General features: G+C 64.0%; 17 protein-coding genes. 9 read left to right on the forward strand and 8 right to left on the reverse strand.

Going from position 1 to position 21,491, the window contains the following annotated elements; all coding sequences use genetic code 11:
• Window positions 1–62 precede the first annotated feature (62 nt).
• From hutI to hutG, 3 genes are read left to right on the forward strand one after another with little or no spacing between them, the layout of a single operon-like run.
• Window positions 63–1,292 (forward strand): imidazolonepropionase, encoded by a 1,230-nt coding sequence (hutI, locus tag OKW28_RS22180; RefSeq protein ID WP_429448970.1) that lies wholly within the window; start codon window positions 63–65, stop codon window positions 1,290–1,292.
• Window positions 1,293–1,307: 15 nt separating this feature from the next.
• Complete coding sequence (locus tag OKW28_RS22185) at window positions 1,308–2,693, forward strand: formimidoylglutamate deiminase (protein WP_429448972.1); 1,386 nt, start codon at window positions 1,308–1,310, stop codon at window positions 2,691–2,693.
• Between the two features lie 51 nt (window positions 2,694–2,744).
• The gene (gene hutG / locus OKW28_RS22190) at window positions 2,745–3,557 is read left to right on the forward strand and encodes an N-formylglutamate deformylase (protein ID WP_429448974.1); all 813 of its coding nucleotides are present in this window, start codon (window positions 2,745–2,747) and stop codon (window positions 3,555–3,557) included.
• A 275-nt stretch (window positions 3,558–3,832) separates the two neighbouring features.
• On the opposite strand, the gene OKW28_RS22195 is transcribed toward hutG, so the two are convergent.
• Window positions 3,833–3,967, reverse strand: a complete 135-nt coding sequence (locus OKW28_RS22195; RefSeq protein ID WP_429448976.1) for a hypothetical protein — start codon at window positions 3,965–3,967, stop codon at window positions 3,833–3,835.
• 342 nt (window positions 3,968–4,309) lie between these two features.
• Between OKW28_RS22195 and OKW28_RS22200 the strand changes: the two genes are divergently transcribed.
• Window positions 4,310–4,972 carry a hypothetical protein gene (locus OKW28_RS22200; RefSeq protein WP_429448977.1) on the forward strand — a complete coding sequence of 221 codons (663 nt, stop codon included), beginning with the start codon at window positions 4,310–4,312 and terminating at the stop codon, window positions 4,970–4,972.
• Window positions 4,973–5,159: 187 nt separating this feature from the next.
• Entirely contained in the window at window positions 5,160–7,088 is a 1,929-nt protein-coding gene (locus OKW28_RS22205; RefSeq protein WP_429454398.1) for a DUF3857 domain-containing transglutaminase family protein, read from the forward strand.
• A 58-nt stretch (window positions 7,089–7,146) separates the two neighbouring features.
• Here the strand turns inward: OKW28_RS22205 and OKW28_RS22210 are convergent, their stop codons facing one another.
• The 5 genes from OKW28_RS22210 to glgC all read right to left on the reverse strand — a co-directional run bounded on the left by OKW28_RS22210 (window position 7,147) and on the right by glgC (window position 13,325).
• On the reverse strand, window positions 7,147–8,298 hold the full coding sequence (locus OKW28_RS22210) for a branched-chain amino acid ABC transporter substrate-binding protein (RefSeq protein WP_090803969.1): 1,152 nt from the start codon (window positions 8,296–8,298) through the stop codon (window positions 7,147–7,149).
• 420 nt (window positions 8,299–8,718) lie between these two features.
• Window positions 8,719–9,180 carry a hypothetical protein gene (locus OKW28_RS22215; protein ID WP_233850352.1) on the reverse strand — a complete coding sequence of 154 codons (462 nt, stop codon included), beginning with the start codon at window positions 9,178–9,180 and terminating at the stop codon, window positions 8,719–8,721.
• Window positions 9,181–9,325: 145 nt separating this feature from the next.
• Window positions 9,326–10,192: a pyridoxal kinase PdxY gene (gene pdxY / locus OKW28_RS22220; RefSeq protein WP_429448979.1), complete on the reverse strand. Its 867-nt coding sequence runs from the start codon at window positions 10,190–10,192 to the stop codon at window positions 9,326–9,328.
• Window positions 10,193–10,460: 268 nt separating this feature from the next.
• Window positions 10,461–11,921: a glycogen synthase GlgA gene (gene glgA / locus OKW28_RS22225; RefSeq protein WP_429448980.1), complete on the reverse strand. Its 1,461-nt coding sequence runs from the start codon at window positions 11,919–11,921 to the stop codon at window positions 10,461–10,463.
• Between the two features lie 138 nt (window positions 11,922–12,059).
• The gene (glgC, locus tag OKW28_RS22230) at window positions 12,060–13,325 is read right to left on the reverse strand and encodes a glucose-1-phosphate adenylyltransferase (protein WP_429448982.1); all 1,266 of its coding nucleotides are present in this window, start codon (window positions 13,323–13,325) and stop codon (window positions 12,060–12,062) included.
• A gap of 475 nt (window positions 13,326–13,800) precedes the next feature.
• Between glgC and OKW28_RS22235 the strand changes: the two genes are divergently transcribed.
• From OKW28_RS22235 to OKW28_RS22250, 4 genes are all read left to right on the forward strand, one after another.
• Window positions 13,801–14,913 (forward strand): alpha/beta fold hydrolase, encoded by a 1,113-nt coding sequence (locus OKW28_RS22235; protein ID WP_429448983.1) that lies wholly within the window; start codon window positions 13,801–13,803, stop codon window positions 14,911–14,913.
• 316 nt (window positions 14,914–15,229) lie between these two features.
• Entirely contained in the window at window positions 15,230–15,622 is a 393-nt protein-coding gene (locus OKW28_RS22240; RefSeq protein WP_429448985.1) for a hypothetical protein, read from the forward strand.
• A 260-nt stretch (window positions 15,623–15,882) separates the two neighbouring features.
• Entirely contained in the window at window positions 15,883–16,476 is a 594-nt protein-coding gene (locus OKW28_RS22245; RefSeq protein ID WP_429448987.1) for a tyrosine-type recombinase/integrase, read from the forward strand.
• A gap of 432 nt (window positions 16,477–16,908) precedes the next feature.
• The gene (locus OKW28_RS22250) at window positions 16,909–19,323 is read left to right on the forward strand and encodes a filamentous hemagglutinin N-terminal domain-containing protein (RefSeq protein WP_429448989.1); all 2,415 of its coding nucleotides are present in this window, start codon (window positions 16,909–16,911) and stop codon (window positions 19,321–19,323) included.
• Window positions 19,324–19,657: 334 nt separating this feature from the next.
• On the opposite strand, the gene OKW28_RS22255 is transcribed toward OKW28_RS22250, so the two are convergent.
• Both OKW28_RS22255 and OKW28_RS22260 read right to left on the reverse strand, forming a co-directional pair.
• Window positions 19,658–20,068 carry a VOC family protein gene (locus OKW28_RS22255; protein ID WP_429448991.1) on the reverse strand — a complete coding sequence of 137 codons (411 nt, stop codon included), beginning with the start codon at window positions 20,066–20,068 and terminating at the stop codon, window positions 19,658–19,660.
• Window positions 20,069–20,426: 358 nt separating this feature from the next.
• On the reverse strand, window positions 20,427–21,326 hold the full coding sequence (locus OKW28_RS22260) for a LysR family transcriptional regulator (RefSeq protein WP_187637381.1): 900 nt from the start codon (window positions 21,324–21,326) through the stop codon (window positions 20,427–20,429).
• Between the last annotated feature and the right edge of the window lie 165 nt (window positions 21,327–21,491).

Below are 21,491 nucleotides of genomic sequence, written 5' to 3' on the forward strand. Positions count from 1 at the left end.
CACATGCGCTCCATCGCGGACAACCCATCCACAGACACGCAACGAGCGGCAAAGAGCACGCGATGAAGCAAACCGTCTGGCATCACCTGAATTTGTGCCCGCAGGGCGATCCTCGCCACACGCTCGCCGATGCCGCGATTGCGGTCGACGGCGGCCGTATCGCGTGGCTCGGCGCTTTCGCCGATTTACCCACGCCTTATGCCGCATGGCCGCGCGAAGATCTGCGCGGCGCATGGGTGACGCCGGGCCTGATCGATTGCCATACGCACCTCGTGTACGGCGGCCAGCGCGCCGACGAATTCGCGCAGCGGCTCGCGGGCGTCAGCTACGAAGCAATCGCGCGACAGGGCGGCGGCATCGTGTCGACGGTGCGCGCGACGCGCGCCGCGGACGAAACGTCGCTGTTCATGCAAGCGGCCGCGCGGCTCGAACCGCTGCTCGCCGAAGGCGTGACGGCGATCGAAATCAAATCGGGCTACGGGCTTGATCTCGCGAGCGAGCGCAAGATGCTGCGCGTCGCGCGGCAACTCGGCGAGCGCTATCCGGTCACGGTCTATACGACGTTTCTCGGCGCGCACGCGTTGCCGCCTGAATTCGCGGGCCGAGCGGACGCGTATATCGACGAAGTCTGCAACACGATGCTGCCCGCGCTCGCGGACGAAGGCCTCGTCGATGCGGTCGACGTGTTCTGCGAGCGCATCGGTTTTTCGCTGGAACAGAGCGAGCGCGTGTTCAACGCGGCCGCGCGCTACGAGCTGCCGGTCAAGATGCACGCCGAGCAGTTGTCGAACGGCGGCGGCACCGCGCTCGCGGCACGGCATCGCGCGCTATCGGCGGATCACCTGGAGTTTCTCGACGAAGCCGGCGTCGCCGCGATGAAGGAAGCGGGCACCGTCGCGGTGCTGCTGCCGGGCGCGTACTACTTCATCCGCGAGACCCAGTTGCCGCCGCTCGAACTGCTGCGGCGCTACGAGGTGCCGATCGCGATCTCGACCGACAGCAACCCGGGCACCTCACCGGCGACTTCGTTACTGCTGATGATGAACATGGCGAGCACGCTGTTTCGCATGACCGTGCCCGAGGTGCTGCAAGGCGTCACCACGCACGCTGCGCGCGCGCTCGGCAAGAGCGATCGGCACGGTGCGCTGCAGGTCGGTCGCGCGGCCGACTTCGCGGTGTGGTCGGTCGATTCGCTGGCGGAGCTCGCTTACTGGATTGGCCGGCCGGTCTGCGCGCGGGTCGTGCGCGCGGGCGAAACCGTTTATACGCGGCGCGAGTCGCGTGTGACCTGAACTAGAACCTGAGAGATGACGCAAAGCAATCAATCGCTGTTCGCCGCTGACGCGTATCTGCCTGAGGGCTGGCGCCGCAACGTGCTGCTCGAATGGGACGCTCACGGCACGCTGACCTCGGTCACGACGGATCAACCCGAGGCGCCGGCGGGTGTGCCGAAGGCGGCGGGCCCCCTGATGCCAGGCATGCCGAATCTTCACTCGCACGCGTTCCAGCGCGCGATGGCGGGGCTCACCGAATATCGCGCCAACGCGACGGATAACTTCTGGTCGTGGCGCGACCTGATGTATCGCTTTGCCGCGCGCATCACGCCGGAAGGCCTCGCGAGCGTCGCGCAGTGGCTCTACATCGAGATGCTGAAGGCGGGCTATACGTCGGTGTGCGAGTTCCACTACGTGCACCACGCGCAGGACGGCCAGCGCTACGCGAATCAGGCCGAGCTTGCGCAACGCGTGGTGGACGCGGCATCGGCGAGCGGTATCGGCATCACGATGCTGCCGGTGCTGTATCAGTACAGCGGCTTCGGCGCGCGCGCGCCGCGCGACGATCAGCGGCGCTTCATCAATACGCCTGAGAGCCTGCTCGATCTGCTCGGCACGCTACGCGCCGCGCGCTCCGAACATGCGGCGCTGCGTTACGGCGTGGCGCCGCATTCGCTGCGCGCGGTATCGGAGGCGTCGCTGCGCACGTTGCTCGGCGGCATCGACGCAACCGTGCCTGTCCACATCCATATCGCCGAACAGACCGCCGAGGTCGACGCGTGCCTCGAAACCGAAGGTTCGCGGCCGGTGCAATGGCTGCTCGATCGTTTCGATGTGGACAGCCGCTGGTGTCTCGTGCACGCGACCCACGTCGATGCGAACGAAACGCTCGCGCTCGCGAAGAGCGGCGCGGTCGCGGGTTTGTGTCTGACCACCGAGGCCAATCTCGGCGACGGCATTTTTCCCGCGCAAGACTATCTCGACGCGCACGGCCGCATCGGCGTCGGCTCGGATAGCCATGTCGGCGTCGATTGGCGCGCCGAGTTGCGTCTGCTCGAATACGGCCAGCGTCTGACGCGCCGGCAGCGCAACGTGCTGGCGTCGGCGCAAGCTCTGCATGTCGCGGATCGTCTGTACGCGGCCGCACTCGGCGGCGGCGCGCGTGCGACCGGCCGCGCGGTCGGCGCGTTGCGGCCGGGCCATCGCGCGGACTGGCTCGTGCTCGACGCCGACCATACGAGCATCGCCGGGCATGAGCGCGAGGCGTGGCTGTCGGGCGTCGTATTCTGCGAGCACGGCGATACGCCGATCCGCGACGTCTACGCGGGCGGCGTCAAGCTCGTCGACGATCGCCGGCATCGCGACGAAGAGGGTGCCTATGCGCGCTATCGCGCGGCGCTCGCGGAACTGCTCAAATAACGGCCATGACCCGCCGAACTGATTCTCCGATCCCACTGATTCCGGACTGACATGACTGCTTCGAACCTCACGCCGGTTTTCTCGCTGCATCAGGGAAGCCTGCCGCTGCTGATCTCGATCCCGCATCTGGGTACGCAAATCCCCGCCGAGATCGCCGTGACGATGACACCGGTCGCGCAACGCACCGACGATTGCGACTGGCATCTCGATCGCCTGTATGCATTCGCGAAGCGCCTCGGCGCGTCGATCCTGACGCCGACCTACGCGCGCTACGTGGTCGACCTGAATCGTCCGCCCGACGGCGCGAACCTGTACCCGGGGCAGGACACTACGGGTCTGCTGCCGGTCGATACGTTCGACAGGGAGCCGCTCTATCGCGACGGCCATCTGCCCGACGACGCCGAGATCGCACGCCGTCGCGACGCATACTGGAAGCCGTATCACGACGCGCTGACCGGCGAGCTCGCGGCGCTGAAGGCGAAGCACGGCAAGGTGCTGCTGTGGGAAGCGCATTCGATCCGCTCGCGCGTGCCGCGTTTTTTCGACGGACGTCTGCCGGATTTCAACTTCGGCACGTCGAGCGGTGCGAGCGCCGCGCCGGGCCTGGCTGACGAACTGGCCGCGCTGGTCGGGCGTCACGGCGGCTATACGGCGATCGCGAATGGCCGCTTCAAGGGCGGCTATATCACGCGGCAATACGGGCAGCCCGAGCAGGGCGTGCATGCGGTGCAACTCGAGCTGTCGCAGATCACCTACATGGAAGAGCGCCTGCCTTATGCATACGATGAAGACCTCGCCGCGAAGGTCGCGCCACTGCTCGAAGCGCTGGTAACGACGGCTCTCGCTCGCGTGAAATCCGCCTGAAGCTTCTATTCCTTTCTCACCACGCGGATCACGATTGCTGCAGGAGCGCGCGGCATCGTGGTCCGCGTCGGCCTGCATCGATCAGCGTATCGCGAAGGTGTAACAGCATGTGTCCGTGATTGCGCGCCGGCGCGTTCATATGGAATGGTTTGAGCGTCGAGCGCACACGGCGTATCGTGCGCCGGCTGTTTCACGACGCGGCGCGGCATGAAAAAAAGCCCCGCGAAAGCGGGGCTTTTTGATGTGCACCGCGTCCATCGGACACGGTTTCACCATTAGTGGCAGCGCTTTTCCCAATGATGATGCACGTGCACCTTATGGCACTCGTGCTGATGCTCATTGGCCTGAGCGGGGACGATCGCGCTCAGGGTGGCAGCGGCTGCGGCGATGGCGAGAACGATTTTCTTCATTACAAAACCCTTAAGTCAGTGTTGTGGAGCAACCCATGCAGCACGACGCGTGCCGCATCGGCGTGTAAGCATGCCACATCAAGCGGCCGCGGATAGGACCGGCGCTCGAATACGTGTCTCAAGGCAACACGCGATGTGTCGAAAGCCCTGTTTCAACGCGCTTTGCGCTGAATTGGCCGGTGCGTACCGTGTCAAATGTGTACCTTCGGCATCTGGGCCCCACCGCACGCAAAGCGGCATAGCGACATTGCACGCGACACCGCGAGACGACTACCCTTTCAAAACGATGACATGCGCGACGCGCACATCGATTCATCAGGCGAAAAGATGGAAGACCCAGCGATGGAAGATTCCGACGAATTGCTGCTGCCAGTCTGGCGCGCGAACCTGGTGTTGCTGACCAGCGAGGTCGGCGCCGCGAGCCGGCTCGCGCGCATGATGACGTTTTCCGCGAGCTACCTGAAGCTGATGCTGTCCGGACAACGCGAATTCAGCGAGGAATTCGTGCGCGGCGTCGAGGCCGTCACCGGTTTGCCGGGCGGCTGGATGAACGTGCCGCACACCGGTCACGAGATCCCGCCGAATGCGCGCGAGGCGATCGACAACGAGCAGCCGCTCGCGCGCTTTCGGGGCACCGCGCATCCGGTGCGCAAGAAGACGGTGTTGCGGCCCGAGCCGATTTTTGGGCAGCCGCCGCCCGCGCGACGCCTCGAGGAAGAAACGCTCGATGTCGAAGCGCACCGCCGTCATGCGCATTTTCGCAAGGTGCGCGATCTCGCGACGCAGGAAGTGCGGCGCTTCGAGCGGCACCTGCTGCACGCGCCGGTGGAGCTTGCATCGATGCGCGGGAAGGTCGAGGACGTAATGGCCGCGGCCGAACTCGACGACCGCATTCAAGCCGACCTGGAGGGCCGGCTGGAACAGATCGACAAGCACCGGCACATGCTGCTGCGGCACGTGGAAAAACTGCAGGCCCTGCTGAGCCAGCTCGACGACGGCGAGTGAAGACGATCGACGCCGGCCGCTGCGTCGGGGGTGCGCTGGTGACTTCAATGCCGCTCGAGCTCGACGCGGCAACGCCGACTCCGGCCCGAAACGCACGGGTCGGCGATGTGCTACAACGACGACACGAACCTGTCCGAGGTGGATCTTGGGGAACGTCGTCGTCACGTTGGCGCACACGTCGATCGCGATGATCGGGCTCGCGTGCCGCGTGCGCGGCGTGCGCGCCGCGGTGTTGCTTGCCGCGCTATCCGCCGCGAGCGGCATCGCCTTGCCCCTTTGCGCGGCAGCCGGCGAAATCGCCACCTCCACCAACGAACGTGCCCCTGCGACGATCGAGCGCGACGTCCATTTGTTCGTGATCCAGAAAGACGGTTCCATCGAGGAACACGACGACACGCTGATGCGCGCGGACACGGCCAGCGGCGTCGACGAGATCGCGCAACGCTACGTGTGGTTCAACAAGGACATCGAGCAGGTGCAACTGTTGGCCGCCGAAACGATCGACCCCGACGGCACCGCGCATGCGGTCGGTCCCGAGGCGATCCGCGACGTGCAGGAGCCGCGCTCGTCCGGCGCGCCGAGCTTCGAGGACGGCGTGTTGCGCACCGTGATCTTCCCCGGCGTCACGATCGGCTCGCGCGTGCACCTGGAATTTCGCAAGACCCGCGCGAAGGTGCTGCAAGCGGGCACCTTCGCCTATCTCATCGAGCCGTCGCTCGAGCCCGTCGACGAGCAGCGTCTGATCTTCGATCTTCCCGCCGACGTGCCGCTCTATGCGGATGCGCGCGGCTACGTCGCGATGCCGCCCGTCACCGCGAACGGCCGCACGCGCTACGAGTTCGACTACCGGCATGGCCCCTATGCGCGGCTCGAAGCGGGCGCGGTCGGCTACGCGAACTGGGGCGACCGGCTGATGGTGTCGACGGTGCCGGACTTCGCGAGCTTCGCCGCGCGCTATCGCGGTCCCGCCGACAACGACGCGACCCGCGACGATCCCGCGATCATCGGTCTCGCACAGCAACTGACGGCCGGCCTTACCGATCCTCGCGACAAAGCCCGCGCGCTGTACGACTGGATGCGTCTGAACATCCGCTACGTCGCGCTTTTTCTCGGCGAGACGGCGGCGATTCCGCACAAGGCGGCCGACATCCTGCGCAACCGCTATGGCGACTGCAAGGACCACGTCGCGCTATACGGCGCGCTGCTCGCGGGCGCCGGCATTCGCAGCGAGCCGGTGCTGCTCAATCTCGGTCCGTACTACACGATGCCCGAGGTCCCCGGCTACGGCGCGAGCGCGATCAATCACGCGATCATCTGGATTCCCGAGCTGGCGCAATTCGCGGACACGACGGCGGGCGGCACCGCGTTCGGCTATCTGCCTGGCGGCGTCATGGACCGGCCGGTGCTGCTCGTCGACGACGGCGTGCTCGCGCGCACGCCGGCCACTCAACGGCGCGAACGCAAGGCGCGCGTACAGATCGATATCGACGAAAACGGCACCGCACATTATGCGTACCGGGTCGAGGATCGGGGCTATACCGCGGAGCTCGAACGCAACACGTTCCGCCGCGCGACGCGCCAGGGCGCGCAGCAGCTTGCCGCCAGCCGTCTGCTGCAAACGGGCTTGCACGGCTCCGCGCAATTGCAGACCGACGACGTCGCCGTGACCGGCGGTCCGTTCGCGACGTCCATGCAGGGCAGCGTGCCACATCTGATCTGGCCGGACGGCACGACCGCCGTGCGGGCGCTCACGAGCCTCGCTGGCGGCATGGGCTCGCAGGTCGAGGCGTGGCTCGCGGAGCCCGTCAGAACGCGGCCGTGGACGTGCATCGGCGGGGAGTTCGATGAAACGCTGGAGATGAGCTTGCCGCGCTTCGTGCGCGTGACCGACCTGCCGACCGACAGCACGGTCGAGGACCCGTTGCTCACGTTTGCGTCGCACTACGTCTTCGATCCGGCGACGCGCACGTTGCAGGTCAACCGGCATCTGCGCGCCGCGTTCGGCCATCAGATGTGCACGCCAAACGAATTCGCGGCGATTCGCGACGCCCTCGTGCGCATCGAGCGCGATCTCGATGCCGAGGTGGTCGTCCGGGCGGCGAGCGCGTGGCAGTAGCGCGCCCCGCGCCGGCCACGCGCCGGGCAGGGCCGCGACGATCTACTGGACGTGGAGCTTAGGTGCCGCTCTTCGTCACGACCGGCACCCACGCGCCGTTCTTCACCTGATACAGCGTCGACGCTCCGCTCTTCAACGCACCGGTGCTGTCGAACGAGATCTTGCCGGTCACGCCGTCGTAGTCGATCGACTTGAGCGCCGGACGGTACACGTTCGGCGAGTCGGATTTGGCCTGCTGCATCGCCTTGATCGCGACCCACGCGCCGTCGTAGCCGAACGGCGCATAGGACAGCACGTCCGCGCCGAAGCGCTTCTTGAACTTCGCGTTGAAGTCCTTGCCACCCGGCAGTTGCGCGAGCGGGCGGCCGTATTCCCAGGCCATCGCGCCGTCGGACGCATCGCCCGCGAGCTTGATGAAGTCCTCGTCCATCACGCCGCCGCCGCCGACCAGCTGTGCGTTCAGGCCGAGCTGCTTCATGCGCCGCGCGAAGCCCGCCGCCTGGCTGTCGAGGCCGGCGAAGAACACGAGGTCCGCATTGGCGCCCTTGAACTTGGTGATCTGCGTGCTGAAGTCGACCGCGTGGTTGTCGGTGTAGTCGCGCGCGACGATGTTGCCGCCGTGCGCCTTCACAGCCTTCTCGAACTCGTCGGCTTCGCCCTGGCCGAACGCGGTGCGATCGTCGATGATCGCGATGCGCCTAGCCTTCGTCACGTCGACGGCATAGGCGCCCGCATTGCCGGCGTTCTGCGCGTCGGTCGAAATCACCATGAAGGTGTTCGCGAAGCCGCGGCCCGTGATGATCGGATTCGTCGCGGCGGGATCGAGCACCGGAATGCCAGCCTGCTCGTAGACCTGCGAGGCCGGGATCGTCGTGCCCGAGTTGAAGTGGCCGACGACCACCGCGACGCCCGAGTCGACCAGCTTCTGCGCGGCCTGCACGCCGACGCGCGGGTCGGCCTGGTCGTCCTGCGAGACGATCTCGAAGTGCGCCACCTTGTCGCCGATCTTGATCTTCTGCGCGTTGGCTTCGTCGATCGCGAGCCGCACACCGTTTTCCAGATCTTTGCCGTAGCCGGCATTGGCGCCCGTCAGCGGCGCGGCAAAACCGATCTTGACCGGCAGGTCGTCGGCGAAACTGGCAACAGGCGCGACGGCAAACATCGCACCCACGAGCATGGCCAGCGGTTTCAGCGTGTTGCGAAGACTCATGGTCTCTCCTTGCATCGACGGTTGTTATGAAAGCGGTACGACAGCAAAGCGGTACGACACGTGAGGCCGAGGCAAGCCCTCGCGCATCGCAAGACTACGAAGGATCGCTCGCCGCTCACAATGCTGGAATACGCGCACTGGCGTTGAGCCTCGCAGCGTGTTCGCGACGTCAATCTGGGGCGAATATAGAAAGCCAAATTGCCGTCGTCTTGGCAATTCGTGGCGTTTTGGATGAGCATTTCGGCATAGGCCGCAACAGGTGCATGTGGTGCACATGGAGCGTGCGTCAGGCATGCAAGCTGGCTTGCCGTGCGAAGGTCCGCCTGGGCTGCGGATTACGGCATATGCTTAAGAAGCCGGCGCGAGCGCGCCGGCCGGTGTTGCGGTGTTGCGTTGTCGGAGGAGATTCGAGCCTTTTGCCTAGCGCTCGCCTTGCTGGCGCAGCAGCTCTTCACGCAGACGCAAAAGCGGCGCCTTCGTGTCTTCGTCGGCCCACGTGTCGAGGTCGTCGATCGCGCGCTGGCAGCCGTCGAGCACCACGTCGAGATCGACCGGCACGCCGTTGTTCAGCGCGAATTCGATCGTCTCGGCGAACTGCTGGCACTCGTCCTCGCCGTACGAGATGTCGAGATTGTCGGCGATGATTTCGGCGATGTTGCTGCGTGCCTTGTCGTCGGCCGTCACCATGTCGACAATGCCGCGCGCGACGGCGGCCGAGTAGTAGAGCGCGATATCGAGCCATTGCGCGGGATCGAAGTCGGGCTGGTCGAACTGGTTCTCGAAGAACTCGATCGCTTCCTGTTCGTGCGCTTCGTCCGCGTCGACGCTGATGCACAACTGCTCAAAAAATTCTTCCCGCTCGCTGCGGATATGACCGTCCATCGAATGCCTCGTCTGCTGAATGCCGGATGCTGAAAATGCCGTGGCGCGAGGGCGCAAGCCCTGGTCCACGCGGCACGCATTATAGGACGGCCGCCAGCAGGGTGCTGGCGAGGGCGCTCGGCAACGAGCGACGTGCCTAAGTTATCTAAGCCGTTTCCGCGACCCACGCATCGAACCACTCGCGCGGCTGGGCGATTTCATTTTGCATCGCCACCAGTTCGAGTTCATAGCGTCCGGCCTGCCAGGTCGCCTTGACCACCGCGTTGACCGCGGCGAGCGTGTGCTCGAAGGCCGAGCGGATCGAATCGCCGAGCAGCGTGCGCGCGACGAAGACCGCGCTCGTCAGATCGCCGACGCCGACCGGCTGGCGCGCGAACGGATAGAGCGGACGCTGTCCCATCCACGCTTCGCGCTCAGTGACGACGAGCATGTTGAAGCGGTCGGCGGGGCTGTTGCGATCGAGCAGATGCTTGACGAGCACGAGCTTCGGCCCACGCGCGAGCAGCTCGCGGCACGCGGTGACGGCTTCCTCGAACGTCTCGATCTCGCGACCGACGAGGCGCTGCAATTCGATGTGATTCGGCGCGATCCCGTCGGCGACTTGCGGCATTTCTCTCACGAGGAATTCCTGGATGCCGGGCTCGACCTTGTAGCCGCCCGTGGCGCCCATCACCGGATCGCAAAAGTACCAGGCGCGGGGATTGGCCGCCTTCACGGCCTTGACGATGTCAATCACCGCCTGCGCCTGTTCCTTCGTGCCGAGATAGCCGGAGAGCACTGCGTCGCAGCGCGGCAGCATGCCGATCGCGCCGATGCTGTCGACGAGATCTTCCATCTGCGATGCGTCGATTGCGCTGCCGCTCCAGTGCCCGTATTGCGTGTGATTCGAGAGCTGCACGGTGTTGAGCGGCCACACGTTGACGCCGAGCCGGCACATCGGAAACACGGCCGCGCTGTTGCCGGCGTGACCGAACACGACATGGGACTGGATGCTCAGAACGTTTTTCGTCATGGTAAGGCTCGCGCAACCGGTCATGCGCGATCAACAAAACACTGGAAGGGGAGGCTCGCGCGGGCGGGCCGATGGCCCGGGCGCCGCGCGGCAGACATGCCTGATACAGATGGTGCAGGAAAAACGCACGAACTGCATAGCCGGCAAGTCAGCAAACGATACAGGAGTTTGACAGCCGCGAGTTGATCCGTCCCCGTGCTGTTGCGCCGAACCATCAAACGCGCGTGAAGATTAACGAAACCTGACAGTTCAGCGTGCGGCGGATGCTTCAGACGAGTTCGCGATACAAGGCCAGATAGCGGTCGGCCGACGCGCCCCAGCCGAAGTCCTGGCGCATCGCGCGCCGCTGCGTGGCCTTCCATTCGGTGCGGCGTCCGTACAGCGCGAACGCGCGGCGGATCGCCGAGGCGAGTCCCTTCGGATCGAAGCGTTCGAACACGAAGCCGGTGGCGAAATCGTCGGCGAGGTTTTCGAGCGATGCGTCGGCGACCGTATCCGCGAGACCGCCGATGCAGTGCACGAGCGGCAGCGACCCGTAGGCGAGCGCATAGAGCTGGGTGAGCCCGCACGGCTCGAAGCGCGACGGCACCGCGACCACGTCGCTGCCGGCGATGATCGTATGCGCGAGGGTTTCATCGAAGCCGAGCTCGACCGCGACCGATTCCGGATGCGCCTGCGCGACCATCCTGAGGCCATTCTCGAGCGCCGGATCGCCGGTGCCGAACACAACCAGTTGCCCGCCGCGCTTGACGATCTCGGGCACCGCGCCGAGCAGCAGATCGAGGCCTTTCTGCTCGGTCAGCCGGCTGACGACGCCGAACAGCAGCGCGTCGCTTCGCTGCGCGAGGCCGAAGCGCTTTTGCAGCGCTTCCTTGCAGGCGAGCTTGCCCGCCAGTCTCGACGCGCTGTAGTGCGTCGCGAGCAGCGTATCGGTGGCGGGATTCCACACCGTGTAGTCGACGCCGTTCAGGATGCCGCTCAGATCGTGCGCACGATGGCGCAGCAGTGCATCGAGCCCGCCGCCGTGCGCGAGCGTCTGGATTTCGCGCGCATAGGTCGGGCTGACGGTCGTGATGCGCTCGGCGTAGTAGAGCCCCGCCTTCAGGAACGACAGCTGACCATAAAACTCGACGCCGTGCATGTTGAAGAAATCGTGCGGCAGGCCGAGCAGGCCGAACTGATGCGCGGGAAAAATCCCCTGGTAGGCGAGGTTGTGGATCGTGAACACGCTGCGCGCGGGCGCGCGGCCGTGCTCGCGTTCGGCGGCCTTCAGGTAGGCGGGCGCGAGCCCCGCGTGCCAGTCGTGCGCGTGGACGATCTGCGGCGACCACGTCGGGTCCGTTTGCTGCGCGAGTTGCGCGGCGACCCAGCCGAGCAGCGCGAAGCGCTGCACGTTGTCGCCGTACGGCACGTGTTCGTCGTTCAGATACGGGTTGCCGGGGCGATCGTACAGCGACGCGGCGCGGATCACGTAGACGGCGAGCCCGTTGGTGGGCAGCGTGCCGCGTTCGAGCGTCACGTTCGGCGCGCCGAAGCGGCTGCCCAGTTGCGCGACTGGCTGCAGATCGCGCAGGCCGGCGAGCACGGCCGGAAAGCCCGGCAGCAGCACGCGCACGTCGGCGCCGCGCTCGATCAGCGCGGACGGCAGCGCGCCCGCGACGTCGGCGAGACCGCCCGTTTTGAGGAGGGGATACAGCTCGCTTGCGACGTGCAGGGCGCGAATCGTCATAGGCCGGGTCTCTGTCGGGGTGGCAGGGTTGCTCGGGGTCGGCAAATAGTCAGCGGTGGTTCGGGCGAAGCCAGGTGAAGCCAGGCGACGCCTGGCCGGCGGCGCGTGGCCGCCGGCGCTGGCATGCGGCGGGGCGCGCTACTCCGGATGCTGGCGCAACGCCTCCTGCGTGACCAGCACGACGCCTTCGTCGGTGCGATAGAAGCGCTCGGCGTCGCGCGCCGGGTCTTCGCCGATCACCGTGCCTTCCGGAATCGTGCAGCCACGGTCGATTACGACCTTCTGCAGGCGGCAACTCGCGCCGACCGTGACCTGCGGCAATAACACTGCCTCATTGATATTACAGAACGAACTTACTTTCACGTTCGATGACAGCACCGAGCGCGAAATCTGCGAGCCCGAGATCACGCAGCCGCCGCAGACGATCAGATTGTTGCCCGAGCCCTGCAGCCCCTTCATGTCGCGTACGAACTTCGCGGGCGGCAACTGCTCCTGGTATGTCCAGATCGGCCATGACTCGTCGTACAGGTCGAGCGTCGGAATCGTCGACGCGAGATCGAGGTTCGCGGCCCAGTACGCGTCGATTGTGCCGACGTCGCGCCAGTACGGCTCGACGCTCGGGTCCGACGACACGCACGACATGCTGAACGGATGCGCGATCGCCACGCCCTGCGTGACGACGCGCGGCAGGATGTCCTTGCCGAAGTCGTGATCGGTATCGAGCGCGGCGATGTTCTCTTCGAGCTGCGTGTACAGGTAGTCGGCGCTGAACACGTAGATGCCCATGCTCGCGAGCGCCGTGTCGGGGCGACCGGGTATCGCAGGCGGGTCGGCCGGTTTTTCGACGAAGCCGGTCACGCGGCGATTTTCGTCGACCGCCATCACGCCGAACGCGACCGCTTCCATGCGCGGCACCTCGATGCAGCCGACCGTGCAGTCGGCGCCGCTGTCCGCGTGATCGGCGATCATGCGCGTGTAGTCCATCTTGTAGATGTGGTCGCCCGCGAGCACGACCACGTACTTCGGGCGGATCGAGCGGATGATGTCGAGGTTCTGGAACACCGCGTCGGCGGTGCCGCGATACCAGTGCGCGCCTTCGACGCGCTGCTGCGCGGGCCACAGATCGATGAACTCGCCCATCTCGCCGCGCAGGAAGCTCCAGCCGCGCTGCAGATGCCGCAGCAGCGAATGCGCCTTGTACTGCGTGACCACCGCGATGCGGCGGATGCCGGAATTCAGGCAATTGGACAGCGCGAAGTCGATGATCCGGTATTTGCCGCCGAAGTGTACCGCCGGCTTCACGCGCTTGTTCGTGAGCGGTCCGAGCCGGGTACCGCGTCCGCCGGCGAGGACGATCGCGAGGGTAGTGCGCTGTAAGTCGTTCAACCGTGCCGGAGTATTCATATTTGTCTCCTGTCGATCGGAGTGAGCCCTTCAGCACTCACTCCGACCTCATGCAAGATAATTGCTTGATTGATATACCCCCGGGAATGATCTGGTCGCTTCCTCTCCGCTGATGATTCGGGCTGCCTGGCAGTCGTGCCGCATTGCCGTTCTTCGCTGCCTGTTTTCGCGGGTCCGTCAGTCAGTTCTAGCACCGATTGGACGCGAGCGAATAATGTTTATTGCGGGGGCCGCGTGGCGGACCATCCTCAAACGATCGCCTGTTACGGCGCGCTTTTCGGTGCGGCGCAACACATTGGCCACGAGGTCGTGTCGGACGATGCTTGAGCCCAGAAGGCGCAATATGCATGCCACATCTCCGCGGCCGCGTGCCGTGTCCGCAGTGCGCGACTGGCGGCGGAGTTCGGCGGCGCATCGTAGAATCGTGCGCTCCCTGCCTCGTGCATCCCTATTGCGTTTTTTGCAGAGCATCCCGATGAACCTTCGCCGCCCATTCCTGCTTGCCCTGTCGAGTGTCTGCGCCTGCGCCATGTTGTGCGCGGCGTCTGTCGCGGAGGCCGCCACGCCGGCGGGCGTGCCGGTCGGCGTGGCGAGCCCGGCCGTCGCGAGCGCCGCGGCCGCGTCTTCCCTCGACGATTCCGGCCCGGCCTACGGTCCGGAGCTGCGGGGCTTCAGCTACCCGGCGCCGGTCGAACGCTTCGAATTCACGTCACAGGGCGTGCCTTTGCAGATGGCCTACATGGACGTGAAGCCTGCGCATGCGAACGGCCGCACCGTGGTGTTGCTGCACGGCAAGAATTTCTGTTCGGCGACGTGGGACGCGACGATTCGCCGGCTGAGCGATGCCGGCTATCGCGTGATCGCACCGGACCAGATCGGCTTTTGCAAATCGAGCAAGCCCGAGCATTACCAGTACAGCTTCCAGCAACTCGCGCGCAATACGCATGCGCTGCTCGATTCGCTCGGCGTCAGCGAGGTGACGGTGGTCGGTCATTCGACGGGCGGCATGCTCGCCGTCCGCTATGCGCTGATGTATCCGCGCGAAACGCAGCAACTGGTGCTCGTGAACCCCATCGGACTCGAGGACTGGAAGGCGAAGGGCGTGCCGTCGCTGTCGGTCGACCAGTGGTATCAGCGGGAGCTGAAGACCACCGCCGACGGCATCCGCCGCTACGAGCAGGCGACCTATTACGCGGGGCAATGGCGCGCGGACTACGAACCGTGGGTGCAGATGCTCGCGGGCATGTATCGTGGGCCGGGCAAGCAGATCGTCGCGTGGAATTCCGCGCTGCTCTACGACATGATTTACACGCAACCTGTTTTTTATGAGCTGGGCCAGCTCAGCATGCCGACGCTGCTGCTGATCGGCCAGAAGGACACGACGGCGGTCGGCAAGGATGCAGCGCCGCCCGAGGTGCGCGCGAAGCTCGGCCATTACCCCGAATTGGGCCGCGCGGCCGCGAAGGCGATTCCCCATGCGACGCTGGTCGAGTTCGCGGGGCTCGGTCACGCGCCGCAGATGCAGGATCCGCAGGCGTTTCATAAGGCGCTGTTGGAGGGGCTGACAGCGGCGCCGGAAAACCGTTGATCGATTACGTGGGTTTCTGTCCCGCCGCCATACTCCTGCGTCGCGCTCCGTTAAGCGAAGCTGCCTGGGGCTATTTTGCGGTCCATCGCGGCGTACCGGAGAGGGCCGCCTGCGGACAGGCGGCATTCGGCCAGGAACGGCCTCTCACCATCGATTTATGAACGTCCGTTCATCAACTGCGAACCGCCTGCGAAGCTGTCGAATTTCCGGGTCGCTCTAAAGATTTCCTCCCTGTAACCGATAGTAAGGTGAATCGCTCGCTAACAGCGATTCACATTCACCGTGCTCAAAAAATAACCCACTTCTACGAGGGAACATGAAGAAATTCGTGGTGGCAACTGCAATCGCCGCTGGCGCCATCCTGCTGACCGGATGTGCCGGCGTGGGTAATGATTCATTGCGTTCGGAAACGGAGTCCACCGTTTCGACCAAAATCGTCGAAGGCAAAACGACGAAGAACGAGGTCCGCAGCATGTTCGGCTCGCCGATGAAGACCGAGTTCACGGACGGCGGCCTGGAAATCTGGCATTACGAGTTGACCAAGCTGCATGGCGACGCGGTCAATTACATTCCGGTTGTCAACCTGTTCGGATCGAGCGCTAGCGGCACGAAGAAGGAGTTGGTGGTGCTGTTCAACACCGATAACATCGTGAAGCGCTTTTCGATGAGCGAGTCGGATGTATCGCGAAAGACCGGCATCTTCAATTAACCGAGCTGCTCGACCGGTCCTGGTCTATCTTCACCGCCGCGAAGGTCCTTTTGTTACTAAATGAGAAGGGGCCAATGTCCGGCCGGCGACTGCACTTGATCGAATGACCGGTCTACCTCAAGCACCTGCCCTTTGCTTGATGAAACCTCAACGGCACCGATGGGTCGGACAGCGCCCACTGACTGCGGGCACAGACTCGATCTCTCTTCAATTAAAAGGAGATCGTCACGGAAACGCCTGAGAAAGGAACCGCTGCCAGAGTGCCGTGGAACAAAGGCCGGTTGACTGGGCAGAAACCCCCGCTGAAGCTCAAAGAAATCTGGGCCATTCGCATCCGCCTGCAGCTTTCGGCGCGCGTCCGCGACCTCGCCATGTTCAATCTGGCTATCGACAGCAAACTACGTGCATGCGACCTGACGAAGCTGAGGGTCCGCGACGTATGCCACGGCGAGCACGTCACCAGTCGGGCGACGATCATGCTGCAGAAAACGCAACGACCGGTTCAGTTCGAGATTACCGAACAGACGCGGGATAGCGTCGAGACATGGATCGAGGCGGCGGGGCTGGCGGCGCCAGACTTCCTCTTCCCAAGCCGGCTGCGTGAATCGCCGCACCTCTCGACGCGCCAGTATTCGCGCCTGGTGCATCGCTGGGTCGCGTCGATCGGACTGGACGACACGGCGTACGGCACGCACACGATGCGGCGGGCGAAGGCGTCGCTGATTTATCGCCGCACGAAAAACCTCCGCGCTGTTCATCTGCTCCTTGGGCATACCAAGCTTGAGAGCACCGTACGTTATCTTGGCATCGAGGTCGACGATGCACTGGAGATGGCGGAGCAGACTGAGGTTTAAGCGCAGGCACCGCCGGATGGCGATCGACTATCGGTCGCTGTGCGGCCATCAAGCGTCATTCGCCCCTCCCGTTGGACGGACGTTCAGACGTCGGCTCCGCATTGCAAACGGTCCTTGGCCTTTGGGACACGAGCGCGCCGGTATCGTCCATCGCCATAAGCTGTCCACAGCACGTGTCACAGGCGACTGGCAGAACCCAGTCGCGTCGTGGCGCAGTTTCGCGTTGATTTCGTAAAAGCATCCGGAGATGCCGGTACACGCCAGGCGGCCACAAGCGCACAGAATAAAAGGCGAAGAAGGCGCAAAACGCAGAGATATCGGCATGCGTCGGCGACGCCAGCGGCTATTCTTCAGACGCTGCGACTATTGCGTTTCCGGTCGGCTCTGCGGGTCGTCGGCACCATTTCGCGCTTCTCGCGGAAAGGGGGATGTATGTCACCTCCAGAACCACCTCGGCGCACGCGACGCGCACTGCGTCGTCGGCAGTCAAACGCACGCCTGTGGCTCGTCATCGGCAGCGCGCTCACCGGACTGTCCTTTGCCCATGCGACGCTCGCGGCGGGCAAACTTCCACAAGGCGGCACTTACGTGGCCGGCGCCGGCGCGATAGCAAGCCATGGAGACGGCCTCGTGGTCACGCAACCGGGTTCGACGCGCGGCGTGATCGAGTGGAACAGTTTTTCGATCGGCAGGAACAACAGCGTGACGTTCGACAACGGCTCGGGCGCGACGCTGAACCGCGTGACGGGCGGCTCGCCGTCCGCCATCTTCGGCAGGCTCAGTGCAACGGGCAGCCTGTATGTGATCAATCCGCAAGGCATCGTCGTGGGGCCATCGGGCGTGATCAGCACCGGTGGCCGTTTCGTCGTGTCAACGCTCGATGTCTGCAACGACGCGTTCATGCAGGGCGGTGGTTCCCTCACGCTGTCGGGCGACCGGGACGCAAGCGTGATCAACCTTGGCAAGGTCAGTTCGAGCGGCGGTGATGTGTTCCTGATCGCGCGGCGTGCCGTCATCAACGCGGGCACTATCACAGCGCCCAACGGTACGGCCGAACTGGCTGCAGGCGAACAGGTGTTGTTACAGGACTCGGGCAGCAGCAGACAGGTATTCGTGCAGATGGGCGGCCAGGGCACCGTGGTCAACAGAGGGCACATAAAGGCCGCGCAGGTCAGCCTGCAAGCCGCCGACGGCAATGTCTACGCGCTCGCTGGCGGCGGCACGCGCATCCGCGCGACGGGTACCGCGGATCGTGATGGCCACGTGTGGCTCGTCGCCGATGGCGGCCGTGTGAGTCAACTCGGCAAGATCTCCGCAAGCAACGCGGATGGCAGCGGCGGAACGGTCGACACGCAAGCGGCACAACTGGCCTTTGGCAAGCATGCAGCCGTTCACGCGGGCCAATGGAATCTGTCGACGCCCGACTTCACGATCGACGACTCCGTCGCGCATGCGTTGCAGCGCAGCCTGAACGCGGGCACGTCGATCGATGTCACGACCACAGGCGCGAACGGCGCAACGGGCGATCTTGGCGTCGCTTCGAGTTTGAGCTGGAGCGGTCCGGCTTCGCTCACACTCGCCGCGTACCACGACGTGTCGGTGGCGACGGGCACGACCATCGCCAACTCCGGTGCGGGCAACCTGACGTTGCGCGCCGACGCAGCCGGCATCGACAATGGCGACAGCGTCATCAACAACGGCACGATCGACTGGTCGCGCAGCACGGGCATCGTGAGGGCATTGCATGACATAACCGGTGGATACTTACCCGGAAACATTCACTCAAACAGCACCTGGTCTGCCCCTCCAGACAGTGGTCTGGTGACGCAAGTTACCGTCTATGCGCTGGTGAATACCGTCTCCGATCTGGGCGCAGTTGGACTCAACCCTTCAGGCAACTACGCGCTCGGCAGGGACATCGACGCCACGCCCCCGCCCGGTGAATTCAGTCCGGCCGTGGCTTCGTTCTCGGGCCAGTTCGATGGCATGGGACACACGATTTCGCATCTTTGGTTATCTGGATCGCTTCTCGGGGATATCGGGTACTCGGGCGTCGTTCGGAACCTCAACATTGAGGGCAGTGCCGCCAACTTCCCCGAGTCTGCCACCTGGGCGGGCCTTCTCGCAGACACGAACTACGGTACGATCGCATCCGTGCACTCAAGCGGCAGTGTTACTTCAATCGGTCCTCTTTCAACTGGCATCGGTCCACTTTCAACTGGCGGACTTGTGGGCTTGAACGGCGGCACGATCACGCGTTCGTCCAGCACCGCCGACGTTTCATCCTATTACGCCGCGGGAGGCCTGGTCGGGACTAACAGTTTCGGAGTAGTCCGAGAATCGTTCGCATCGGGCGATGTCACCTCGACCCATTACCAGGGAGCGGGCGGTCTGGTCGGCTACAATTTTGGCGTTATCACAGAGTCATATGCGACTGGAACAGTTCATGTGCAGCCGCAATGTGACACCGTCAATGCGTGCGGGGGTGGGTTAGTTGGCGGGACTTCAGGCACGATCAGTCAGTCGTTCGCAACCGGCAAGATTGACCAGCCATCCGGACCTGCGGGGGGGCCGGGCGGCATCGCGGATTACAACGCAAATTACAGCGCGTCTTCCCCGGGGACCATCACCGGCGATGTCTACTGGGATACGCAAACGACAGGCGCGACAGTTGGCGTCCGCACCACGCTCCTAGGCGCGACACTAGGGGACGCTAAAGGCTTGACTACTATGCAGATGAGCACGCCGTCCAGTTTCGGTCCGACATACGACTTTGGCCCAGGCGGCGTTTGGGCGATGCCCGTTGGAGCGACGCATCCGATATTGCAGTGGCAACTGGCGCAATGAGACCGACTGATATCCACAACCATCAGCGAACAGTCATCCTGTTTCATTGTGGCGGTAGCGGGTCAACCAGCCGCCGCCCCACGACTGCCGACCGGCGACTGTCGGTTAAGGCCGAAGACGAGTTCATAGGTGAAGGCGCGGTATGGCCGTTCCACTCTGATGCCTGCCGTTGGAACGGCGACGACCCGACCGTCGGCAACGGGTCGGGTCGACTTGCGACGATCCTCCGCTGCGGGCCGGCAAGCGGTTCTCAATTCAGCTATCGGACCGGGTTCGGCCAACTGCGGACGGAAGACGAGGCGCCCAAATCGCTCCATGCTCCACAAATATCGGCCTATCTGTCGTTGGCCAACCTTGAACGGATCTCGGCAGCAGAGAGGTCGCGCTGATGTGTGGCAATCTGCCATGTGTTTCCCCACGGATCTCTTACCATCGCTCGCCTGTCGCCGTATGGCATGTCGGTCGGAACTTCGAGTGAGATCGCATTTGCCGCAATCGCTCGCTGGTAGGTCGAATCGGCGTCCTCGACGTAGACATACAGAAATGCCGGCATCGGATCGCGAAGGCCGTCTCCGCCGCTAACCATCACGACGGAATCGCCGATCATGATTTCGGCAGGCCGCCCGTGACGGAATTCGCCCTGTGCCTGAAACACCATCTTGATGAATGTGATCAGGTTTTCCGGATCCCGTACGACGATTCGGGGCGTGACGGTATGCCATCCATCGGGCTGAAATTTAGCCATGTTGGGCAGCCTCGGAAGAGATTCGCAAGGGCATTGTCCTCCGAGCGCCGGATGTCCGCAAAGGGGGGCGAACTCGGCCGAATCGGCATCCGGCTCGGTTCGGCCACTTTCAGTCGTTCACCCGTTCGCTCAACCGGACATTCAACCGGCCGCTTCTCCTGAGACAACGGCCAATCACTCTTTGGGAGTTGTATATCGCGGGTCCCGGTAGAAAGATGTCCAAAGCCCATCGCGTGGGCTTCTTTAGCGGTCCGGGTCAGAACGGCAGAAGCCCATGCTGATCAGCGCAGCCCGTCACCGTAATGAGGCGGCCGAGTTCGATGACTTTGCGGTTGTGGTCGTCACCGACCGCCGTCACTCAGACCGACGCGAACAGCGTGGTTACCCAGTCGACAAACACCCTGACCTTGGTGCTGTACCGGCGGCTCGGCGGATAAGCGATGTAGACGTCGATGGGCGCGGGCCGCCATTCCGCGAGAACAGGCACAAGCTTCTTCTGCTTGATAAAAGGGCGCACCATGAAGTCCAGCGTGTGAACTATCCCGAGACCGCTAAGCGCAGTCGCGAGATGCGCGTTGCTTTCGCTAACGAGCACGTCGTTGCGGGGACGATCCAGCGTAACAGTCTCCGCACCCCGACAGAATTGAAGCGGCTGCGTAAGCCCGGTACTCGCGGAAAAGTATCCAACCACTGGCATGTTCCTATCAACGATCTCGCGCGGATGTTTCGGCGTGCCGTGCTTTGCCAGGTACGCGGGACTCGCGCATGTGGTCCATGAGAGCGTGCCGATCGAATGCGTCACCAGAGCGGGATCATTGGCCGTGCTTCGAATCGCGCAGTCGATGTTCTCAGCGATGAGATCGGCAGTGCGGTCGGTGACGCTCAGTTGCATCTGTATTTCAGGATATCGCGCGCAAAAGGCCGGCAATGCGGGGATGATGATGCCGCTGGCGGTCGATCCGCCAGCGTCGACCCTCAAAGCGCCGCGCGGGCTTGCCTGATCCCGGCCAAGCGTAGCTTCGATGTCATCGAGTTCGCTGAGCAGGTGACGCGTACGTTCATAGTAGGCAGCCCCATCGGTCGTTACGCTGACGCTCCTCGTGCTGCGTTCCAGCAGCTTCACGCCGAGATGTTCTTCGAGCGATTTGATCCACTTGCTCACCGTGGCATTCGGCATGTTCAAGGAAAGCGCGGCTCGTCCGAAGCCGCCTGTCTCGACAACCCGGGCAAAGATGCGGATGGCCTGCAGATGATCCATTGATTCACCTCGCAAATTATTCACCGCGGTGGATAGCGTTTGGGAAACGGTCCTGCCTGGCGTCTCGGTTGCGCTCGATACCGTTTCTATTATCCACAATCATGGATAAAGAAACCACAGATACCGTATTTATCTCTGTTTGAAATCTATATACGCTTGAGTCAT

Source organism: Paraburkholderia sp. 40 (genome assembly GCF_050434105.1).
Taxonomy (GTDB): domain Bacteria; phylum Pseudomonadota; class Gammaproteobacteria; order Burkholderiales; family Burkholderiaceae; genus Paraburkholderia; species Paraburkholderia tuberum.

Excerpts from the sequence above, each read along its gene's own strand:
- OKW28_RS22240 (WP_429448985.1), top strand. The coding sequence starts at position 15,230 with ATGAAGAAATTCGTGGTGGCAACTGCAATCGCCGCTGGCGCCATCCTG.
- OKW28_RS22255 (WP_429448991.1), bottom strand. The coding sequence starts at position 20,068 with ATGGCTAAATTTCAGCCCGATGGATGGCATACCGTCACGCCCCGAATC.
- OKW28_RS22210 (WP_090803969.1), bottom strand. The coding sequence starts at position 8,298 with ATGAGTCTTCGCAACACGCTGAAACCGCTGGCCATGCTCGTGGGTGCG.
- OKW28_RS22260 (WP_187637381.1), bottom strand. The coding sequence starts at position 21,326 with ATGGATCATCTGCAGGCCATCCGCATCTTTGCCCGGGTTGTCGAGACA.
- hutG (WP_429448974.1), top strand. The coding sequence starts at position 2,745 with ATGACTGCTTCGAACCTCACGCCGGTTTTCTCGCTGCATCAGGGAAGC.
- pdxY (WP_429448979.1), bottom strand. The coding sequence starts at position 10,192 with ATGACGAAAAACGTTCTGAGCATCCAGTCCCATGTCGTGTTCGGTCAC.
- OKW28_RS22250 (WP_429448989.1), top strand. The coding sequence starts at position 16,909 with ATGTCACCTCCAGAACCACCTCGGCGCACGCGACGCGCACTGCGTCGT.
- OKW28_RS22195 (WP_429448976.1), bottom strand. The coding sequence starts at position 3,967 with ATGAAGAAAATCGTTCTCGCCATCGCCGCAGCCGCTGCCACCCTGAGC.
- OKW28_RS22215 (WP_233850352.1), bottom strand. The coding sequence starts at position 9,180 with ATGGACGGTCATATCCGCAGCGAGCGGGAAGAATTTTTTGAGCAGTTG.
- OKW28_RS22235 (WP_429448983.1), top strand. The coding sequence starts at position 13,801 with ATGAACCTTCGCCGCCCATTCCTGCTTGCCCTGTCGAGTGTCTGCGCC.
- glgC (WP_429448982.1), bottom strand. The coding sequence starts at position 13,325 with ATGAATACTCCGGCACGGTTGAACGACTTACAGCGCACTACCCTCGCG.
- OKW28_RS22205 (WP_429454398.1), top strand. The coding sequence starts at position 5,160 with ATGATCGGGCTCGCGTGCCGCGTGCGCGGCGTGCGCGCCGCGGTGTTG.
- hutI (WP_429448970.1), top strand. The coding sequence starts at position 63 with ATGAAGCAAACCGTCTGGCATCACCTGAATTTGTGCCCGCAGGGCGAT.
- glgA (WP_429448980.1), bottom strand. The coding sequence starts at position 11,921 with ATGACGATTCGCGCCCTGCACGTCGCAAGCGAGCTGTATCCCCTCCTC.
- OKW28_RS22185 (WP_429448972.1), top strand. The coding sequence starts at position 1,308 with ATGACGCAAAGCAATCAATCGCTGTTCGCCGCTGACGCGTATCTGCCT.
- OKW28_RS22200 (WP_429448977.1), top strand. The coding sequence starts at position 4,310 with ATGGAAGATTCCGACGAATTGCTGCTGCCAGTCTGGCGCGCGAACCTG.